This is a genomic window from Dictyobacter sp. Z7_2 (genome assembly GCF_057551105.1).
Map to the genome: position 1 here is coordinate 1,297,283 of NZ_BAAJPE010000002.1, position 19,779 is coordinate 1,317,061.

General features: G+C 47.9%; 10 protein-coding genes. 6 read left to right on the forward strand and 4 right to left on the reverse strand.

The window, feature by feature from the left end; genetic code table 11:
- Window positions 1–74: 74 nt before the first annotated feature.
- Window positions 75–809 carry a hypothetical protein gene (locus AC27N8_RS18865; protein ID WP_487068938.1) on the reverse strand — a complete coding sequence of 245 codons (735 nt, stop codon included), beginning with the start codon at window positions 807–809 and terminating at the stop codon, window positions 75–77.
- Window positions 810–1,031: 222 nt separating this feature from the next.
- Window positions 1,032–3,029 (reverse strand): DUF790 family protein, encoded by a 1,998-nt coding sequence (locus AC27N8_RS18870; RefSeq protein ID WP_487068939.1) that lies wholly within the window; start codon window positions 3,027–3,029, stop codon window positions 1,032–1,034.
- 496 nt (window positions 3,030–3,525) lie between these two features.
- Here AC27N8_RS18870 and AC27N8_RS18875 point away from each other — a divergent pair, with 496 nt between their 5' ends.
- The gene (locus AC27N8_RS18875) at window positions 3,526–6,306 is read left to right on the forward strand and encodes a protein kinase domain-containing protein (protein WP_487068940.1); all 2,781 of its coding nucleotides are present in this window, start codon (window positions 3,526–3,528) and stop codon (window positions 6,304–6,306) included.
- 184 nt (window positions 6,307–6,490) lie between these two features.
- Here the strand turns inward: AC27N8_RS18875 and AC27N8_RS18880 are convergent, their stop codons facing one another.
- Both AC27N8_RS18880 and AC27N8_RS18885 read right to left on the reverse strand, forming a co-directional pair.
- Complete coding sequence (locus tag AC27N8_RS18880; RefSeq protein WP_487068941.1) at window positions 6,491–7,498, reverse strand: endonuclease/exonuclease/phosphatase family protein; 1,008 nt, start codon at window positions 7,496–7,498, stop codon at window positions 6,491–6,493.
- Between the two features lie 341 nt (window positions 7,499–7,839).
- Window positions 7,840–9,213 carry a glycine--tRNA ligase gene (locus tag AC27N8_RS18885; RefSeq protein WP_487068942.1) on the reverse strand — a complete coding sequence of 458 codons (1,374 nt, stop codon included), beginning with the start codon at window positions 9,211–9,213 and terminating at the stop codon, window positions 7,840–7,842.
- Window positions 9,214–9,686: 473 nt separating this feature from the next.
- Between AC27N8_RS18885 and AC27N8_RS18890 the strand changes: the two genes are divergently transcribed.
- The 5 genes from AC27N8_RS18890 to AC27N8_RS18910 all read left to right on the forward strand — a co-directional run bounded on the left by AC27N8_RS18890 (window position 9,687) and on the right by AC27N8_RS18910 (window position 19,775).
- A complete protein-coding gene (locus AC27N8_RS18890; protein WP_487068943.1) occupies window positions 9,687–12,386 on the forward strand; it encodes a DEAD/DEAH box helicase in 2,700 nt (899 codons plus the stop codon).
- Between the two features lie 452 nt (window positions 12,387–12,838).
- Window positions 12,839–15,151, forward strand: coding sequence for a serine/threonine protein kinase (locus tag AC27N8_RS18895; RefSeq protein WP_487068944.1), 2,313 nt, complete (start codon window positions 12,839–12,841; stop codon window positions 15,149–15,151).
- 281 nt (window positions 15,152–15,432) lie between these two features.
- Complete coding sequence (locus AC27N8_RS18900) at window positions 15,433–17,577, forward strand: serine/threonine-protein kinase (RefSeq protein WP_487068945.1); 2,145 nt, start codon at window positions 15,433–15,435, stop codon at window positions 17,575–17,577.
- 3 nt (window positions 17,578–17,580) lie between these two features.
- Window positions 17,581–19,206 carry a hypothetical protein gene (locus AC27N8_RS18905; protein ID WP_487068946.1) on the forward strand — a complete coding sequence of 542 codons (1,626 nt, stop codon included), beginning with the start codon at window positions 17,581–17,583 and terminating at the stop codon, window positions 19,204–19,206.
- A gap of 104 nt (window positions 19,207–19,310) precedes the next feature.
- Window positions 19,311–19,775, forward strand: coding sequence for a hypothetical protein (locus AC27N8_RS18910; RefSeq protein WP_487068947.1), 465 nt, complete (start codon window positions 19,311–19,313; stop codon window positions 19,773–19,775).
- The last annotated feature ends 4 nt before the right edge of the window (window positions 19,776–19,779 follow it).

Sequence of the window (19,779 nt, forward strand, 5' to 3'; positions counted from 1 at the left end):
AGAAAGAAAAGAGCTCACTCAGCAACAACGTGAGCAAACAGACAGGTTAAAAAGTAAAGATAATGGATGAGTTACTAAGGTTGCAGTTGTTCTCCAGATGACGGGGTATGAAATTGCCCATCAGCATTGAGAAAAATAAAGTGACTGTCCTGTACATTAACCAACATATCAAGTTTGCCATCATGATTTACATCTTTAAATGTCAGTGTAACCGGAGTTAGATCTTGACCCGGACCAACTAAAATAGGCCCGAGATAGACTTTCGCCTTTGTCGCGTCACCACCAGGAAATTCGATGACTTCAACATGACGATTCAGATTTAACGCCAGAAAATGGCTTGGATCTGTCACCGAATCGTTATGTCCCACCACTTGATCCATCTGAAACGTGCGCGGACGCCCATAACGCACATCATCCTGCGTCACCTGCCACCAATGAGCCACATTAGTAAACAATGTCCATCCCAACAGCATCAAGAGCAACCCCACGCCCACCAGGACTGTCCAATGAACGCGCGTTGGCGCACGGGTCACTGTGTGATGAGCAGAGACGATGTCATCGTCTGTATCGACCTGTCTTCGGCCTGCCGATTGCACAGCAGCTCTACGTGGGGGCACAGCACTTCTTGTTCTAGGATATGCTGCGGTTGTAGACCACTGCTCATCAGTCTGGGCTCGACCAGTCTCCATCTGTACATCACTTTGATAGCGCCGTATGCTACTCGATTTTTGAGATGGCCAGATATCATCATACTCTTCATCAAAGATATCAGGCTGTGTGACCTTTGGCTGACTTGAACGTCGTCTCATAGTCCTACCTACAGCCTGCCCTGTCGTATGGATAAACGGACTTTGCTCCACATTGCTACCGTCCTCTCCTTATAAATTTACCGCATTCCGAACCTTTGTTCTAACTATTTTCATAGTACACGAAACGACCAAAACTGTCAACTAATATATAGAACAAAGGTACCAGTATTTAGAAAATTCATGCACGGAAAGGAGGAAAAAACAAGTGTGATAAACCTCCAATTATCCCCATAGATCCCCTTGAATAATTTCAGGAGGAGCTGTGACTCTTTTTTTGGAGGACGCACGTCGTTCACGCCCAGGTTTTTTGATCTCCGTTTCTGACTCAGACAGGACAGGGGCGCTCTCAGCAGCCAGCAGGCTCTCAACCGAGCTCCTTGAGGTCAATTCCACAGTTACATCGAAGATAGAATTCCTCTGGACGCGTATTTCTGACCACAATCCCACCAATGTCTCCACGGTTGCATCCTCGCAATCACACAAAATTGGAAATTGTTCGCGCAGCGCAAGTAGTCCATCATGCCAGGAGACAGCGACCACGCCAAAAGAGCTTATCCAATTCAGGAAGAATGTTTTCACCTCCATAAACCAACTCAGATGGTACAGGCCCAAACCGGCAGTAAACAAAATCTCTCCAGCGGCCTCAGAGCAGATAAGCTCGGCTGCCTGTTGCAGTTCAGAACGGCGATAACAGGATAACAAGGCGTAACAATCGCGCTCCGCAATAAACCGCTGTTGACGCACCAATTGTCGCACATGCTCACGATCGATTAAAGCCAGACGGTCATTAAAATCGTCATAATGCTGTCGTAACATCCGCAAAACATCAGTAACAGAAAGTTGTCCATGATAATAGACAATCGGAAAATCGGCCGCGATACTGGTAAAAGCCTCACGAGCCTCAACAGGAATCGCCAGGACAAGATCATTGCGCCCCTTCAAATAGTGAAGTTTTTGTACTTTACGTTCTCGATATGCTGGTGTCCAGAAACCCAGAATCTCAACATAGATACGACGAGGAGCACGCGTCAACGCAAAATCAGGAATAAAAATCCCCTTATCAAGCAACAAAGGTTCCGGCTCACGTTCTAGCAGCCAGCCATCCACCCCTTGATTGCGAGACAATGAGACAAATGCCTCAGAAAAGCTCTGCTCAATACCGCTATCGAACAACTGAGAAGCATCACCTGACACCTCCCCGCCTTCAGGAAGGTACTCATTGCTGGCGGGAAGGTGTTGAAGCAATTTAGCATCCATAGCAAAAGTATACTCACGTTGTAAAAAATGCACCTGGGCATCAGCCTCGACAATTCCCCTGGGCAGATGTGGCTTCTTATCAGTCCTGGCAGATCCATATCCAAGCAAGAGACGACAGAGACGTGCCAGACGTAACCCATACTGTTGTGGAGTCCCAGTCACCTCTTGTGGTCCATATAAAGTCAGGGTCAGTAGCGTCGGCGTAAGCAGCGTCTGTGAGCCTGGAGATGGTTCTTTTTCATACGCCAGATCATAATAAACCCCCAAACGACGGGCCAGATAACAGAGTCGCTTAATGACAGCACCAACTCCTGCCAAAGGCACCTGATGCTGCTCATAATCGCTTGCAGCGCCACTAAAGGCCAGACAATCAATCACAAAACGCACACTGGAGGCATTAAATAAAGCTGCCTCAAACACCCATTGATTATAGAGTGTTATCACCTCATGTACCTGCGGAGGCTCAGCAGTCAGACGTACCAGATAGGCTTCATCTTCGCTATCCAAAGCCAGGAGATATTCGACGGCGGCAACAGATATCCCATACCGCTCAGCAAATATCAGAAGGACCTCTTCTCGCACTTGAGCAGCTAAAAAACCATGATGATGCTCATTCACATATGTATACAGAGCCAGGCGCAGTTGTACGGCCGACGCGAAAGCAGATAGCTCTTGATTACCATTCATACTTATAACCGCATCATGCCATTCACGCTGTCTCCAACTATACCAGCGACTCAGGGTAGCTATCAAACAATGAGCCAGACGATACTCACCAATACACGCTCTGGCCTCATCAATCGAAAAGACGCGTTGTGGTTGATCAAGTAAGTGCTCATAATAAGCAACGAGGCGAGTAATCTCATCCTCTAACTCGGATGGGCGTAGGAAATAAAGCGAAACGTTTAAATTTCCGCCGCGTCGTTGCACCGATTTTCGAACATCTTGTAAACTAAAGCGCACCAGGAACTCCTCACTAAAAACGCTAGCCCCACCAAATCACAAATTCTATTATATAGCAGTAAATGTTATTTTGTATCTGCGTCACGCATCGGGGTAGACATTTGCTCACGACACAACAAAGATAAAGGCCATGCACCAGCATAAAAATTATGCCTTCGACAATACCACAGAGAGACTAGCGCATCAGCACAATTTTATATATAATTCTTGCAGAAACATTGGAACTCTCTACGAAGCTATTCCTTCAAACGATGGCTCAAACCGTTGGGGTAGGATAGATATCCTAAACATTTGAGTGTCAGCTTTATCTCTGTTATGGTAGCAGTTGGAGAATACAAACTATGCCATTTCGTTAGACGAGCGCACCGGCTTTGCAAATATGAACCTACTCCTTCTCCTTGCGAAGCAGATGCGCTACCCGTGTGAGAGCTACATTTTTAGCTGTCTCTCAATGGCATCTGATAGTAAATGAGGAGTCGGTGAACAGGAGCAGTCCATGAGCACATCTCCGCGCCGCATTGGACAATATGAGCTGATGCAACAAATAGGTAGTGGACATGTAGGAGAAGTGTGGAAAGCGCGCGACTTAGCCCAAAAGCGAGACATAGCTGTCAAATTATTGCACAGCGATCTACAAGCAGATCCAAACTTCTTAAATCGCTTAAAGAATGGCGGAAGAGCCCTCACAACTTTGCGCCATACCAATCTAGTAAGCGTCTATGACGTTGTCATTTCACGGCCTGAAGGGTCACGTGAAACACAAACAATTATTGTCGAGGACTATATCGATGGACACACTCTCACTGAATATTTAAAAGCGACTGCCCATAGAGGCATCTTTCCTTCAGTTCAAGATCTTGTCTATCTCTTCTCTAGCCTTGGAGACGCACTCGACTACATTCATCAACAAGGTATTGTGCATGGGAACATCAAACCAAACAATATTTTGCTCAACAAACAACTCAGAGCCCGCATTACCGCAGGTGAGCCACAGCTTACCGATGTGGGAATCACACAGATTGCAGGCAACGATAGTCACTTAAATACACCACAATATTTAGCCCCCGAGCAGGCTCAAGGACAACCAGCGAAATCAGCCAGTGACATTTATGCACTGGGTATCTTACTTTATGAGCTCTGTACAGGAGCAGTGCCTTTTCGTGGTGAAAGTCCATTTGCCATTATTACGCAGCACATTAATACTCTCCCCACGCCACCTATGCTAATCAATGTAAACATTCCAACATCATTATCCGAAGTGATACTCCGAGCACTGGCAAAAAATCCCAATGATCGCTACACCACTGCCACTCAGTTTGCCAATGCCATCGCAGAATCTTGCTCATTACCACCATCAAACCCCAGTACCAAACACCTTGCCGTCGGAAATGAGCAGTCATCACAGAAAAAGCCAAACAATCCACAATCTATTCTCGGGATCTCTCAACCTATTTCCGACGACCAACCACTCTTTATGCGCTCAAATCGTACGCAGAACACTTCTCCACATGCTCCTATCAAGCTCATATCGCTTAATGGGAACGCCAGCGTCTCTGCAGCATTAGTCTTTCCAAACTCGGCTCCTATGCCTGCAATAAAAAAATCTGAAACATCATCACAACCCAATTCGGGACCACTTTTCTCACAGCAGCCGCCAACACAGATCAATCCAAACTCAGGACCACTTTTCTCACAGCAAACGCCGGCACAGACCAATCCAAACTCGGGACCATTTTTCTCGCAGCAAACACCGGCACAGGCCAATCCAAACTCAGGACCACTTTTCGCACAACAAACACCGACACAAACAAACGGTCCCAGTAGCAAGCCCGGCCCTTTAAGCTTGCCACCACAACAGTTTCTCACCAAGCAGCCATTAACTTCTGTCGACAACTTAATCACGTCATCGCAACCGAGCCTCTTTCAGACCACGCCTCCTCCTATTCAAGGATCATATTCTGCGACACCTCATGACACTAAATCACTAAATCAAGAATCGGCATCTTCTTATCTGCAACAATCAACCATGCCATATCTAGCAGCCCAGCCAGCGTCAGGCCCGAACAATTCAGGAGCCCTACCGTATCAGTCAGCATCCCCATCTGGTGCTCCGTCCCCTCAGGGAGGAATGCCATTTACGCACGAGCCTACAGCTGCGCAGGCGCAAACCGGCCTACTCAAAAATAAATATATAGTTCCATTCATTTTCGCCCTGGTAGTTATCATCATCCTGGCGGCAATTGGTATTCCTGCGCTCCTCAACCATAACAGCAGCAATACAGCGTCTACGCCTCCAAAGGGTACCAATACGACTACGGCTATCACCGCGCCGACAAACGCCGTCTTTTTTCAAGATGATGCCCTGGGACACAATGATCAATTACATATTACACTCACAAATATATCTGCTCCTCCTGAGGGAAAGGTCTATCACGCCTGGTTACAAACAACAAAACAAACTTATATTTCTTTGGCCGATCTTCAGATCAATACTAACCAAGTAGATTATATGTATGGAGGAGATCAAAACCATAGCAATCTACTCTCGTACATACAAGGCATCATAATTACAGCCGAAGTACCGGATAGCTCGCCGCAGGCGCCCAGTACCGACATCATTTATCAGTCAACCTTTCCTGAAGCAATTTTGCCAAAACTCAAAGACATTCTCTACGCAACTCCGGGGCTTGGCACTCAGGAGGCGGTACCAGTCAGTCTTTTCGAATCTATTAAATCTATGAATGACAAGGCAGCCAGCGTTGTCGATTCATTATCGAGTGATGCTGGACTCGTACAAAGACAAGGTACGCGTATTATTGAGATGATAGACGGAACAAATTATGCCCGCTCTAGTGGCGATCTCCCTGCAAAACTAAGCAGTCAGATCAACGCGCCCATTGGTTTACTCTCATCGGCAAACCAAACAGGCTATATAGATATTCTTAATAATCAGCTTGATGATCTCTCTCAAGTCGCGGGCAATGACCAGGACATGATCCAGCGTATCCAGTATACCAAAAATGGTTTGACCGATCTCAAGAATTGGATTCAGAAAATACGCACGTATGACATCCAATTGCTAAAGGCCACCAATTTGAAAGATCCGACAATCACTGATGTAGCACTGCGCATGAGACAGACAGCAGCGGATTCTTATACAGGGCACACTGTCCCACCGGCCACCGCTCCAGGGACATCATTGGGCTCGGCAGGCATGCAGCAGGTCTATGTTGAAACGCAATATCTGGCAACACTAACGCTCACATCTACCAAGTAAATAATAGGACAATCACATAGTGGCGCTGAGAAGTACTCTGTTCGCGCTCCACTCATTATAACTGTAGCTCCCGCCGCACCTGTAATAATGATACAGGTGCAGCGGGAGCTACATACTATACATTGGGAATTAGAAATTTCTGACTAATCATCCTCACACATCTGAGATACTATTTTCGCGCATCTCAATGCGCAACCGCATCATCAAATTCTGAAGCAGGAACCTTAGCGGAGATCCCCTCGCCAAATTCTGCCGCAATCGCAAGATGATCGCTGGCTTGATCGCCTGCAAGGTCATCTTCTCCCACCGTAATCACGCGACATAGAGCCAGACGAGCGGCCAGAGCCTTATTCGCAAAAATGTAATCAATACGACCAGCGGGAGCCGCTGAGGGACAGGTAAAGCCATGTTCCCTGGGATGCAGATACCTGAAACAATCCTCATAATCATCTTGTAAAAGACGAATACATCCACGTGGTGCATAAAAAGCGGCCGCGATATCAAAGAGGGAACAGAGGAATTTGTTACGCGCAATCAAATGTAAAACAGGATGCAGTATGCGTAACTTTTCAGGCACAACCGAGTCAAGATAGGGATTCCCATCATTGAGAGCATGATTTCTCCGCTTCATATCCATCCCTACCACATATTTTAAGAGTGCACTGGCTGTAAAGGCATCCTTGGGAGAAAGAGAATTAAAATCACCCATTAATAAATGTGGCTTCCCGGCAGCCCGTACAGGTGCCATAATGTTTAAAATCTCCTGTACCTCGCGTGTCCGGATGCCTCCTCCGGCCCATCCTTTATTAAACGCAGCCGAAAGGTGAACCACAAAGATGATAAGATGTTGACCATTGGACTCCTCGACACATACTTCTAAAAGAGGTCGAGCCAATATGCCAGGGCGCTCATGACTTTTATGATAGACAACTGGTAGGCTTGTCAATAAGGCAGTCTGATAATCACGAAGCTTGTCTGGCTTCCCACCTTTGATAAGTTGCATATTCAATGCATCAGCTAAATCCTCAACCACCATCCGCCCCTCCACCTGTTGGTTGATTGCTTCGGGTAGGCCGACCACATCTGGGTGAGCCGAACGAATTATTTTTAGCAGCTGCTCAGTTCTTTTAGCACCTTTTTCTCGCAGACTATAGCCACCAGCCAGAATATTATATGAAACGATACGCGTCATATCATCGATTCCTTTTAACAAAAATGAGCTTGCCGAATAATCTGCTCAAACGACACACAGTAACCACAGATTATCTTCATTAGAGCTCAACAAGATATTTTTTTTGCTTAGTTTAAGCATATTCTTCCATTTTCACTATACCAGAGATATGGAAACCTTTAGAAAGGAGGAGCTTTTTCTTATACAGAAGTACTAAACAGCAAGTAAAAGCAGCAAGATAGCAAGCACAAAAATCTAATAGAGATAAGGCTCGCCACATGCACTTTTTCCCGTATATGAATATAGGAAAAAATGGAGGAGCGAGCCTTCTTCAAGAACAAATAAACTTTATATACCGAGAACTACTTCCAGGTAACACGATCGAGCAGATACATAGTCAGCTCGCTGATTGGCAAGCGAATCTGTGTCATGCCATCGCGCTCACGCACAGTGACTGTTTGATCATCTAGCGTCTGAAAATCAATGGTCACACAGAATGGAGTACCAATCTCATCTTGACGGCGATAGCGACGGCCAATATTCGCCACATCATCATACTGAGACACCATATAACGCTGTAAGTTTTTGTGAATCGAGCGAGCGGTCGTTACCAGCTCCTCTTTATTCTTCTGCAAAGGCAAGATGGCCACCTTGACTGGTGCCACCCAGGGATGCAAGTGCAGAACGGTGCGCGGCTCTTTCCCATTTGGATCGGGCTCCTCCTCATAGGCATCTAGCAGCAAATTCAAGAAGGTGCGATCGACTCCGCCCGACGTTTCAACAATCCAGGGCAGGTAGCGCTCTTTCGTCAATGGATCAGTATAACGAAGATCATGGCCGCTATACTCAGAATGCCGTGAGAGATCCCAGTCCTGACGCCAGTGAATGCCTTCCCACTCCTGCCAGCCGAGCACCGTACGATATTCAATATCAAAAGCCTTCTTAGCATAATGGGCCAGTTCATCACTCGCATGTTCGCGGAAGCGCAAGCGATCTTTGTGGTTCACAATCCCTTTGTACCACTCAAAACGATATTCTTTCCAATATTCAAACCACTTATCCATCTCATCAGGATGCACAAAAAATTGCAGGTCCCACTGCTCAAATTCGCGCTGTCGGAATAAGAAGTTCCCTGGTGTGACTTCGTTGCGATACGCCTTACCAATCTGGCAGATACCAAACGGAATCTGCACACGCGATGATTTCAGCACGTTGTCATAGTCCAGATAGATGTTCTGACAGGCTTCACCACGCAGATAGGTCTTCATGCGATCGCCTTCAACCACACCCAGATAGGTCTCCATTAACAGGTTAAAAACACGTGGTTCCTTGGTAAGCTCGCCACCACAGACGGGGCATTTATGCTGCTCCAGATTAGCAGGATCTAAATGGTCAATACGGAAACGGCGTTTACACTTTGTACAATCTACCAGGCGATCAACGAAGTTCTCGACGTGACCACTGGCCTCCCAGACCCGAGGATGAGTGATAGTGGCACCTTCAATACCCACAACGTTGTCATGGTTCTGCACCATGGACCACCACCAGTAGCGCTTAATATTGTTACGCATTTCAACGCCCAGAGGCCCGAAATCATAGATGCCTGCGACGCCACCGTAAATTTCTGAGTTCGGGTACACGAAGCCGCGACGTTTTGACAAGGAGACGACTTTTTCAATGGGGACCAAAGGAGTATCTTTGACTTGTTCCTCTGGATTCTGTTCAATCTGTGTCATGAGTGGTTTCCTCCGCAAAAAAATGCCCCAGGCCACTATAGCCCAGGGACGAATGCGCCGACGTAGGCCTGGAGCTACTACGTTTTACAGCGACATGCGCGGTCCCACCCTGCTTCTTCACCACTCAATGATGAAGCCACTCATTCTCAATGTATCCCAACTCAGAAGCGCCATTCACCCGTTCTCGACTACTGACCTTACACCATTTATCAGCTCGCTACAATCGTCGACAGGTTACTCCTCTTCATCAACATTGGCATGCATTTGATATTTTATTGTAAGTGCTATTATAGCGAAAAACCGCCTATTTAGCAAGTGGAATCAGGACCTTCGATCTCAAATTGCAGCGTGCACAAGGCTCCACTCGATCTTGTGAATACCACAGAGAGATGCTACAATAATGCGGAATTAATCAATAAGAGAGTAAAACTACAGTTAAAAAAAGCCACTGAAGTAGTGGATTTAAAGAAAAGATGGAAGAATACGTGGTGACCATGCACGACTCAGAGGCTGAGTTAAAAGCCTTTGCTGCGCGTTACACATTCCCAATTGATACTTTTCAGTTGGAAGCGATGGAAGAACTTGCACACGGACACTCCGTGCTGGTCGCAGCGCCTACTGGTACGGGAAAAACTCTGGTCGCAGAATACGCGATCTGGCAAGCGCAACAAAATCATCAGCGCGTTATCTACACGACCCCCTTGAAAGCGCTCTCTAATCAAAAATATCGGGACCTGCGCACTTTATATGGCGATGACGCGGTTGGATTGGTCACAGGTGACATTGTGGAACGTAGCAGGGCCTCGATTGTGATCATGACGACTGAGGTCTATCGCAATATGCTCCTCGAAGATGGTGGTGAGCACTTAGGCACTGATAGCGGTCCGGCCACACTCGCCAATGTTGCGTACGTGGTCTTCGATGAGCTACACTACCTCAGCGATGTTGGACGTGGACCAGTCTGGGAAGAAGCAATTATCTGCTCTCCGCCCCATGTACAGCTCATCGGTCTCTCAGCAACTGTTAGTAATGCAACGGATCTTGCCAATTGGATCAGTCGTGTACATCGCCCAATTTCGTTGATCACTCACGATCAACGTGCAGTCCCCCTGGAGCACTACTACTTTCTCGATGGTAAGCTCCATCTTGTCCAGGATGCAGATGGTAAGCGCATTGAAAAATTCCCCAATGTTGGTGGTGAAGCAAAAATCGCCCAGATGCTTGGTCGCAATCGCTCCTTCAGGTTTGAAGAGGAGGAGGAGGAGAGCGAGAACGAAGATGCCAGTCCAGAAATAGCCTCAGAGAAAAAAATCGTAGAAGAGCGCCGTCCCCCCAATCGTGCGCTGCGCCCACAGGATCACCGCGTCTCGCGCAAAGAGCGTGAACGTGAGCGCGAACGCAATAATCGCGCACGTTCACGTGGCAATACAAACACGCCGGCAGTAGATACCACAACACCAGCAAGTAGCACGAGCAGCGAAGCCAGAGCCGCTAACAACTCAGCACGCCAGGAGCCAGCCAGACAGCGCAGATTGCAACAAAGGAAAACTTCTGATCCAGGAGAAATACTCACCATGTTACGCGAAGCGCAAATGCTTCCTTGCCTCTACTTTCTCCCAGGACGACGTGTCGTTGAAGAGGCTGCCATGAGTGCCGCCATGCATAAGTTCACGACGCCAGAAGAAGAAGAGCTGATCAAAGAAGAAGCAAGCTTCTGGCTAGAGCAACTCCCTAAAGAGGATCGGAATTTACAACAGGTGCGTTCATTGATCAGTCTCCTGCCACGCGGCCTGGCCTTCCACCATGCGGGATTGTTGCCGGGACTCAAGATCCTTGTGGAAACGCTCTTCGCTCGCGGACATTTGCGGGCCGTCTTCTCCACAGATACGCTGGCTTTAGGAATTAACATGCCCGCTCGCTCCGTCGTTGTTGGCAGCCTCAGCAAGTTCGATGGGCAAGAGATGCGCTTACTTACCCCAAATGAATACAGCCAGTTAACGGGACGCGCCGGACGCCGTGGGATGGACGTTCATGGTTCTGCCATCATTCCCTACTCACCCTGGGAGCCATTCGAAAGCTCGTTTCAAAAGATTACTGGCGAACTACTCCCTGTGACCAGCTCTTTTGTGATCCGTTACAATTCAGTACTCAATCTCTGGAGACCGAATGACGTTCAGCACTTGCGCCGGGTCTGTGCTTCCAGTCTACGCGAGTTTCAGCGTTATCTCCTGTGGGAGATCAACGAACTTAACCGCCTGGAGAAGCGTTATCAAAAAGCGCATAAATCAGGTAAAAAGAAGAAAGGCGCAGCCTCGGTAGAGGCCGAGCATGCATTGGAAAAACGCCGTGAGAGGATAGGAGCCTTTCCTCTCAGTCGAGCAGGAGCCGCCGAACTCGATGGGACCATTTTCGCGCTACGTGCGATGGGACACATCGGTCAGGATGAACAACTCACCATCAAAGGTCGCCTGCTGCGCAACATCTTTCATCCAGCAGGCATCATCATGGTAGAACTCATCACCAGTGGCTACCTGAACGAGCTCTCAGCGGGCGAACTTGCAGAGGTCTGTAGCTGGTTCACCTACGATAATGATCGACGTTTGAATAACCGACACGTGCTACCGGGACGCCTCACTCAGGTCAGAAGAGAGCTGTGGCATGTTATCCAACATGTGCGTGGCATTGAGGAGCGTGCTGGCGTCAGTTTCACACCAGGTATTATCTCTGAGTTCCACGGTATCGCACTCTCCTGGTCACGCAATATGTCTCTCGGTGGTATCATGCGGCGCGTCGATCTGGTTGAAGGCGATATCATGATGATCTTGAACCAGACAATCGACCTGATCCAGCAGCTTCAGTCTGCGATGGGGCAGGTGCTCGATAATAAAAACATGTGGGAACAGATACCACCGACTATGATCGAGGGTGTCTACACAGAAAATCATGCTCAGAAGCGTAATGAACTGTTGCAGCAGCAACGCGAGTATATGGAACGGTTACGTCCGATGTTTGCTCAAGCCTCAGCCTCGCTGCTCCATGGAATTATTGCGCAAAGCCGTACAGTACCCTCGATGGCTGTCCCTATCGGTCCCGAGGAGGTTCCTCTGGATGCGGAGGAAGATCGCGACTCCCACGGGCTGCTGGACCCAAAAGCCTTTAGCGGCGACGTATAGCAGCAACCATCACACGATCTATGGGAAGCTCGCCATAGATAACGATCAAGCATCCTCTTTCGAAAAAGCAGAGCCAGGCTGGGAGCAACAAACGTATAAGCGTTGTCCCCAGCCAGGTCATGACAGTGCTCTTCTGAACATCTTTTCATGCTAAGCCACACTGCCAGAGTGACATACCAGTCTTACATTACCTGCAAATTGAATGGATACACACTTTGTTCAATACAGATAAGTAGCAAGAAAGCACAAATTGACGCAGTAATAGACATTACTTTGGTCATGCTTGCCCTACCATTTCATTGTCATACGCATGGAAGTTGACTAATATGTAGAAGGATATCAAAGATAAGTATGTCACAGACGGCAGGGCGAGGCGAGGGGGAAAAGATTCGTAACTGGCTGACGCTTAAAAGTGTAAGTAGCAGCTTTATATATAGAGGGGTTGAGTCTTGATGAAAGCAGAAGCATTGATTGGAAGGGCATTGGGCACATGCACGCTCCAAAAATTAGTCGGCCAGGGAGGCATGGGAGCAGTGTTTCTAGCCCAACAGTCACGTCCTCGACGGCAAGTTGCGGTGAAAGTGCTTCTACCTATCACACAGTTAAATGCAAACCAGCTCGCCGCATTTTTGGAACGTTTTAGACGCGAAACTGATGCTGCTGCATCGCTGGAGCATCCCAATATTATGCCTGTCCACGAATACGGCGAGCAGGATGGTGTTGCTTATCTGGTGATGCCTTACGTCTCTGGAGGAACCCTGCGCGACGAAATGGAACGCGAAGGTCCATTATCTCTCCAAAAAACAGTGGACTATTTAGAACAACTTTCATCCGCCCTCGATTTTGCACACGAACATGGGGTTATTCACCGTGACATCAAGCCAGCCAATATTATGGTCACCAACGAAGGTCGCCTGATCTTATCTGACTTTGGGTTGGTCAAAATAATCGCCGAGGGTCAGATGCCTCAGGTCCGTCTAACCGGTGCAGGAGCACCCGTTGGGACACCAGACTATATGGCACCAGAACAGGTTATTGGTGAAGAGATCGATACACGGGCAGATCTCTATTCTCTGGGTGTCATCTTATTCCAGATGCTAACGGGTACCACCCCTTTTCAGGGTGAGACTCCAATGCAAATCGCGGCTCAACATTTACAAATACCACCGCCCTCTCCCCAAATGTTACGCCCAGACCTTCCTATTGCTGCTGAACAAGTGGTATTACAAGCGATGGCTAAGCGCCCTGGCGATCGTTATATGCGCGCCCAGGAGATGGCTCGGGCTTTTCGTTTTTCACTCATGCATTCTGGCATACGATTAGATCCAGAACATAATTGGGCCGGCTTGCTGAGCGGGTCAACCGCTTCTCGCCTGGCCGTACACAAAGGGCAATTCGACCCAATCCGTCAGACTATTTCGGTGCCTAAAGTGACAAAGGCAGATATATCGGCAGCGGCACAACAAAAAGCCAACAATCAACGGCAACCAGCAGCAAACAATCCTTACCCGGCGCCAGCAGCCGCCCCTATGGCACAAGCGAGCAGCAATCGACCCGGTGGCGGTGGCTTGCTAAGTCGTTCTGGGATGATGCCATCGATGAAGGCACCAGCAGGAGCGCCAGGCCCAATACCCATGGGGCAACCAAGACAACAAACCGGATTACTCCCTAAAACGGGCGGTGGGCTCCTCTCAAAAACCGGGCAATTTCCGATGGTAAGTCCGGCAGCTCCGGGAAATGGACTACATCCAGGCTGGGGACAGGAAGCGCCACAAACGCAGCTCGCAGCCAATACAGCATTGCAAAGAAATCCAACCAATGCACTTATGACACAGGAGCAAGGTAGTCCTTCGACAACCCTCAAGCTCAACGATCCTGTCAAAGTTGTCAAGATTCCGGTTGCAGGCCAGCCTGGCCGCTACATTACAGGGATCTTACCTTTCGAGAGGCAGGAGGATGAGGAAGAACCGGCACCAATCAAAAAAGCAATGAAGCCCTGGATGAGAACACTGTTGGCAATAGTGATCGTCGCCGTCGTTCTGGCCTCCCTTGGAGTCTTGACAACGCTGGCCAGCCGTAATCAATCCAATACACAACAGACAACAACCCAGACAACGAGTCAAACGTCAGCCAACTCGCCAGCGGCCAGGGCCACAGCAACGGCGAGCGCAAACATACTTGTTTCAGATCCACTGGACAGAAACATTAATAACTGGCTCACCCAGCCTACCGATCTCTATGCATTTAAAGATGGTGCCTATCATGTTTCTGATAATGCTGGCAGTAAAGGCAATGGCAATGGAGTAGTATTACCCGGAAAGTCTTTTAATGTGCCACTCACCTATACACTGACCATGCAAGAAATTAAAGGCGACGATACAACAACAAATAACGCTTTTGGCATGATCATGCGCTTCAATCAGCAAAATAAAAATGGCAAAATAACGACCACCTTCTACACATTTGAAGTTGAGAATGTAAAAGGAAAAGACTATCAATTCTGGCGCTATGACGATAGTAAAACCAATCCCTGGACGCGCATAAGCGGTGGCGATATTCCAATAGGAAAAGAATTCCATCAGGGAAAAGGATCAAACACGATAGCGATCACAATGAACGGTAGCACATTTACCACGGTGGTCAATGGTACGAAGTTATCAAAGGTTGTGCATGATACAACTTTCACCAGTGGCAGCATCGGTATGATTGTGAATAATCCTGGTACCGAAGTAGCTTTCAAAAATCTCTTAATCACAAAGCAATAGTACCATCCGGTTACCTTACTCGTCAGTTTGCCCTGATACTTGCAGTGGCTCGTTGAATGATAGTGTAGTCGCTTGTCCGGTTAGAATAGCGATTGAGTACCAAAGATAAACTCATCCACGATAAAGAGTCAAGAAGCAGAAAACATGAAAAGTGCTTCTCAAAAATAAAGTTTTCTTTCTACAAGGTAGAAAAACAAGAAGCAGGGGAATGTGATCTGGGATGGAGAAATGAGACATTACATATACAATGACAAGCTTGACGGCAAAAGGGGTAAAGTTTCATGAACGCAGATGACTTGTGTGGGACAGTGCTTGGCACCTGCACACTACAAAAAGTGATTGGACGGGGTGGTATGGGAGCAGTATATCTGGCTCAGCAATCTCGTCCGCGCCGACAGGTCGCGGTCAAGGTGCTTCTCCCCATCACAACCTTACAACCACATCAACAGAAAGCCTTTTTAGAACGCTTCAGACGCGAAACAGATGCCGCCGCATCATTAGAGCATCCGAACATCACGCCAGTGCATGAATACGGCGAGCGTGAGGGACTGGCTTATCTCGTGATGGCTTACGTGAGCGGCGGTACATTGCGCGATGAGTTAGAGGCTGAGGGAAAACTACCTCTGACCCGCATCGTCAACTACCTGGAGCAGATGGCAGCTGCGCTCGACTTTGCGCATGAGCGTAAAGTTGTCCATCGTGACATCAAGCCAGCCAATATCTTGATGACACCCGAAAAGCGCCTCCTCTTGACAGACTTCGGCCTGGTCAAAATCATGATTGATGGACAAAATCAGAATCCACTCTCTGAAGTAGGCATGCCAATGGGGACACCAGATTATATGGCCCCAGAACAAGTGATTGGCGCTGAGGTCGATGCTCGCGCCGATATTTACTCACTCGGCGTGCTGCTCTATCACATGGTAACTGGAGCACCACCGTTTCAAGGCGCAACGCCGATGAAGGTGGCTTTACAGCACGTCCATATGCCGCCACCGCTGCCGCGCCTCTCGCGACCAGATTTGCCTCCAGCAGCCGAGCAAGTCATCCTGCGAGCCCTGACAAAACGCCCCGCTGATCGCTATACAAGCGCACGCGACCTGGCAACCACATTCAGGCTAGCATTGGAAGCAGCAGGGGTCCAGGTAGATATTTCCAGCATGGGCAATGAAGAACGTGGTTCTGGCAATCGCCGACGAGGGCTCTTTGATCCTGTCTGGCGCAGTTCCATACCCGCCGCGCCACAAGCACCAACAGGCACAACATACCCAGAGCAGAAAAATGCTCAGAACCTATATCAGCATCCGGAAGTCAACCAATCATCGCCATCGCAGAACCCCAGGGGAGAGATGCCTCGTCGCGACATCATTGCGCAAACAAGTATGACGATTCCATCCTTCTCCGGCATCATGACGGAAGAGAATATCTCCAATAGAAACCAGATCAATGGTTTACTCTATGACTCAGATATGATGCCGCAAGCGCAACAAGACCACGCCATGATTGGTCTGGCACCTGATATCCAGCAGAATTCGCCAGCACCTATGGCGACCAATCAGGTTCATACACCGCTCCCACCAGTATATGAAGCCTCGCCCGATGGACCAGCCTTATCTTCCCAGGCTAACCCTCAGAGCGAACAAGGCATCATAGCCAAACCAGCTCATAAACTGCTCTTCTCGCCAGCGAATTTACGACCCGGGCACAGAACAAATCTGCAAAATTTCTACAATCAACAGCCCGAACAGCAGGACGGTAGACAAACAGACAAGGGGCCAACTTTCTCCGCACAATCATTGCGTATCGGGAAAACAGCACAACCATCCGTCCAGGCACCAGGCACCATACGAAACAAATCTGGCGACATGGCTGGTAAACAAAACGATCTGGCAGTTGGTAGATTTGCTCAGCTCAGCGCCAGGGGCACATTATTACATCCAACCGGACGACATGGAGAAGCCCCTAAATCGGAGAATGTACAGCCTCCTACAGCAATCGATCACGGAGATAGCCTTAAAGGAGTCAAGGCAAGTAGGGCAGCACAGAAGATGACATCTGCCATACCCACCAAGTCACAAATACAATCATGGCTAACCCGATTGCGGCAGGAATCCTGGCAAGATCAAATCAAAAAGAATAAACGAGTCGTGTTGCTAATCGGACTCGTATTTCTCGTCATCTGCATCATAGCAATCTTTCTCATCAGCCACGCAGTTAGTACATCCTCGCCAACAGGATTACACCACAACGGTAATCAGTCTGGCTTGAGTGCTCATACAACGTCCACCAGAGTCACCCATACGGCATCAATGGCACTGACAGCCCCACGCATAGACCGCACTCAGTGTCAGTCAGATATAGCAGGTACGATGCTGAATGTTAACATATTCAGCATCGAGACCAATGGACAATTGGGAGGTTCATAAGCGGTGGCAGATACAAATAAGCAACAACCATCAAATGCATCCGTTCCTCCAACTGATCAGGCAAAAGGAAAAGGTAGCTCAACGCCATCAGGAAACGAGACAAAAACACCATTTTCATCAACACGTTTACGTCCTAAAACAAAATTGCGTGGGCTACCGCAAGAAAACACATTTGCGATAAATCAGCGACCGCTGGGGCAACCTACAGCTCCATCGCGCCCAATAACATGGCAGACAACCGCAGAGCAGTATAAGCAGTCATCTCAAGCTTCACCCACCTTACCCACCGCAGACCTGAACAATCCCACCCAATTGTCGAATAATCCATTCAATTCAACAAACACACCATTTAATACAAACATTCAGAAGAGCACAACAGAACCTCCACAAGGGAACACACAGCAGTTAGGTCCTAATAACCGATCTAGCAATACTGGACAATTCAATCCTGTCAACCGTTCTGGCAATACCGGACAACTTAATCCTATCAACCGACCTGGCAATACTGGGCAATTTAATCCTATCAACCGCTCTGGTAATACCGGGCAATTCAACCCGATCAACACGGGAAATCCATCGGGGGCAGTTACGAGGCACCTTGATAACTCCACAGGTATGTTACCCAATCCCAATCATACGGGCACGCTTATGCATCCAGCAGGAGAATATAGTGGCGACACAGGCATGCTCAAATTAAATCAAGCAGTCAAAGTCGTCCGTATTCCGATAGAAGGTAAGCCAGGAGAGTTTAAAACAGGTATTCTGCCTGTTTTGGATCAGAGTAATACCGGAGCACTACCACCTTCCCCACCAAACAACAATGCGAACACTACGTGGCAAAAAAAAATCAAGCAGAACAGCAAACTTATCATACTTGGTAGCTTGATACTACTTATCCTGTTTGCATCTGGCATCTATCTCTTGAGCCTTACAGGAAGCAAGCCACAGGCCATAAAAAATGCTCGCCTTGCATCTCCAAGTCAGGTCAACCTCGGCGCGACATCAACAGCCAGTGTAAAGGCAACAGCCACTTTTACCGCATCGTTGCTCGTCAGCGATAGTTTAGCGTATAATGCTCGTGGCTGGACAACTGTATCAGCAAACGGCATGCATCGTACCTTTACGGGCAACGCTTATCATATACGTTCCGATACCAGTGCCTACTTTGCGCCATCTGTATTGCTGAACGAGACATTGCCAACGAAATACAGCTACAGCGTTGATATGCAAGAAGTAACAGGAAACAATACTTCGCAATTTAATTACTACGGACTATTACTCGACTATAATCAGGATAAAGCTAACAATCCAACGTTTTACTTATTCTGCATAGTCAATCAGAAGAGCGGTAGTCAATATCAATTCGTCAGTTTCGACAACAAAACCAAGACCAAATGGTCAGACAGCATCTGGAAAAAGAATGCGGGCAAAGAATTTCATAGTGGAAAGGCTAAAAACACTTTAATGATCCAGGTTGATGGCTCCCACTTTACCTTCTGGGCCAACGGAGTTAAGCTGGGTACTACCCAGAATAAGATTTTCAACTCAGGTTCAATTGGCATGGGAGTAAATGGAGTACCAGGAGGTGCTGAAGTTGCTTTCACAAATCTCATTCTAGCTCAAAATTAATACTCCGGGTAACGATTCAGCGCGACTCATGATACAGGGAGAGGAGGGCCGAGCAGTTACTACTTTGTATAAATGTTCTGATAATTTTTTGGGTGGAGGTCTAGTTGATAACACACTTTAGGGGGTTTACATTGCCACCATTGATCCAGGCGAGTATACAGGCAAACATATTTACATTCCCATCAACAGCCTTGATTCCACTTTTCATGTGGATAACTGGTTTTCTGTGCATACTTAATATTGCACTTGCAATTTTCTTTCGTCGTAATAAACGGCTTGAATTAAGCACTTATTACGCATCATTTATCATAGAATTGGCGCTTTTCGTCACCGCATTACTGGTAATCTTAGGAGTTATCTCACGCTCACTCTTCATCCTACCACCAGGATTACCCATCAATCAGGGTGAAATCGGTGCCACGCTTGCGGTTGCAATTGGTCTCTTTCCGGCCGCTTACTGGCATCGCATCAACGTTTCGGAGTTACCAAAGCGTATCACAGAAGACGGCAAGACTATGAAAAGCAATGTCCAGGTGCGCAATAGCCTACCTGGAGAATGGATGAATTAAACAC

What these genes read in the sequence shown, in the direction of transcription:
- AC27N8_RS18865 (WP_487068938.1), bottom strand. Translation starts at nt 809, where the DNA reads ATGAGACGACGTTCAAGTCAGCCAAAGGTCACACAGCCTGATATCTTT.
- AC27N8_RS18875 (WP_487068940.1), top strand. Translation starts at nt 3,526, where the DNA reads ATGAGCACATCTCCGCGCCGCATTGGACAATATGAGCTGATGCAACAA.
- AC27N8_RS18880 (WP_487068941.1), bottom strand. Translation starts at nt 7,498, where the DNA reads ATGACGCGTATCGTTTCATATAATATTCTGGCTGGTGGCTATAGTCTG.
- AC27N8_RS18885 (WP_487068942.1), bottom strand. Translation starts at nt 9,213, where the DNA reads ATGACACAGATTGAACAGAATCCAGAGGAACAAGTCAAAGATACTCCT.
- AC27N8_RS18890 (WP_487068943.1), top strand. Translation starts at nt 9,687, where the DNA reads ATGGAAGAATACGTGGTGACCATGCACGACTCAGAGGCTGAGTTAAAA.
- AC27N8_RS18895 (WP_487068944.1), top strand. Translation starts at nt 12,839, where the DNA reads ATGAAAGCAGAAGCATTGATTGGAAGGGCATTGGGCACATGCACGCTC.
- AC27N8_RS18900 (WP_487068945.1), top strand. Translation starts at nt 15,433, where the DNA reads ATGAACGCAGATGACTTGTGTGGGACAGTGCTTGGCACCTGCACACTA.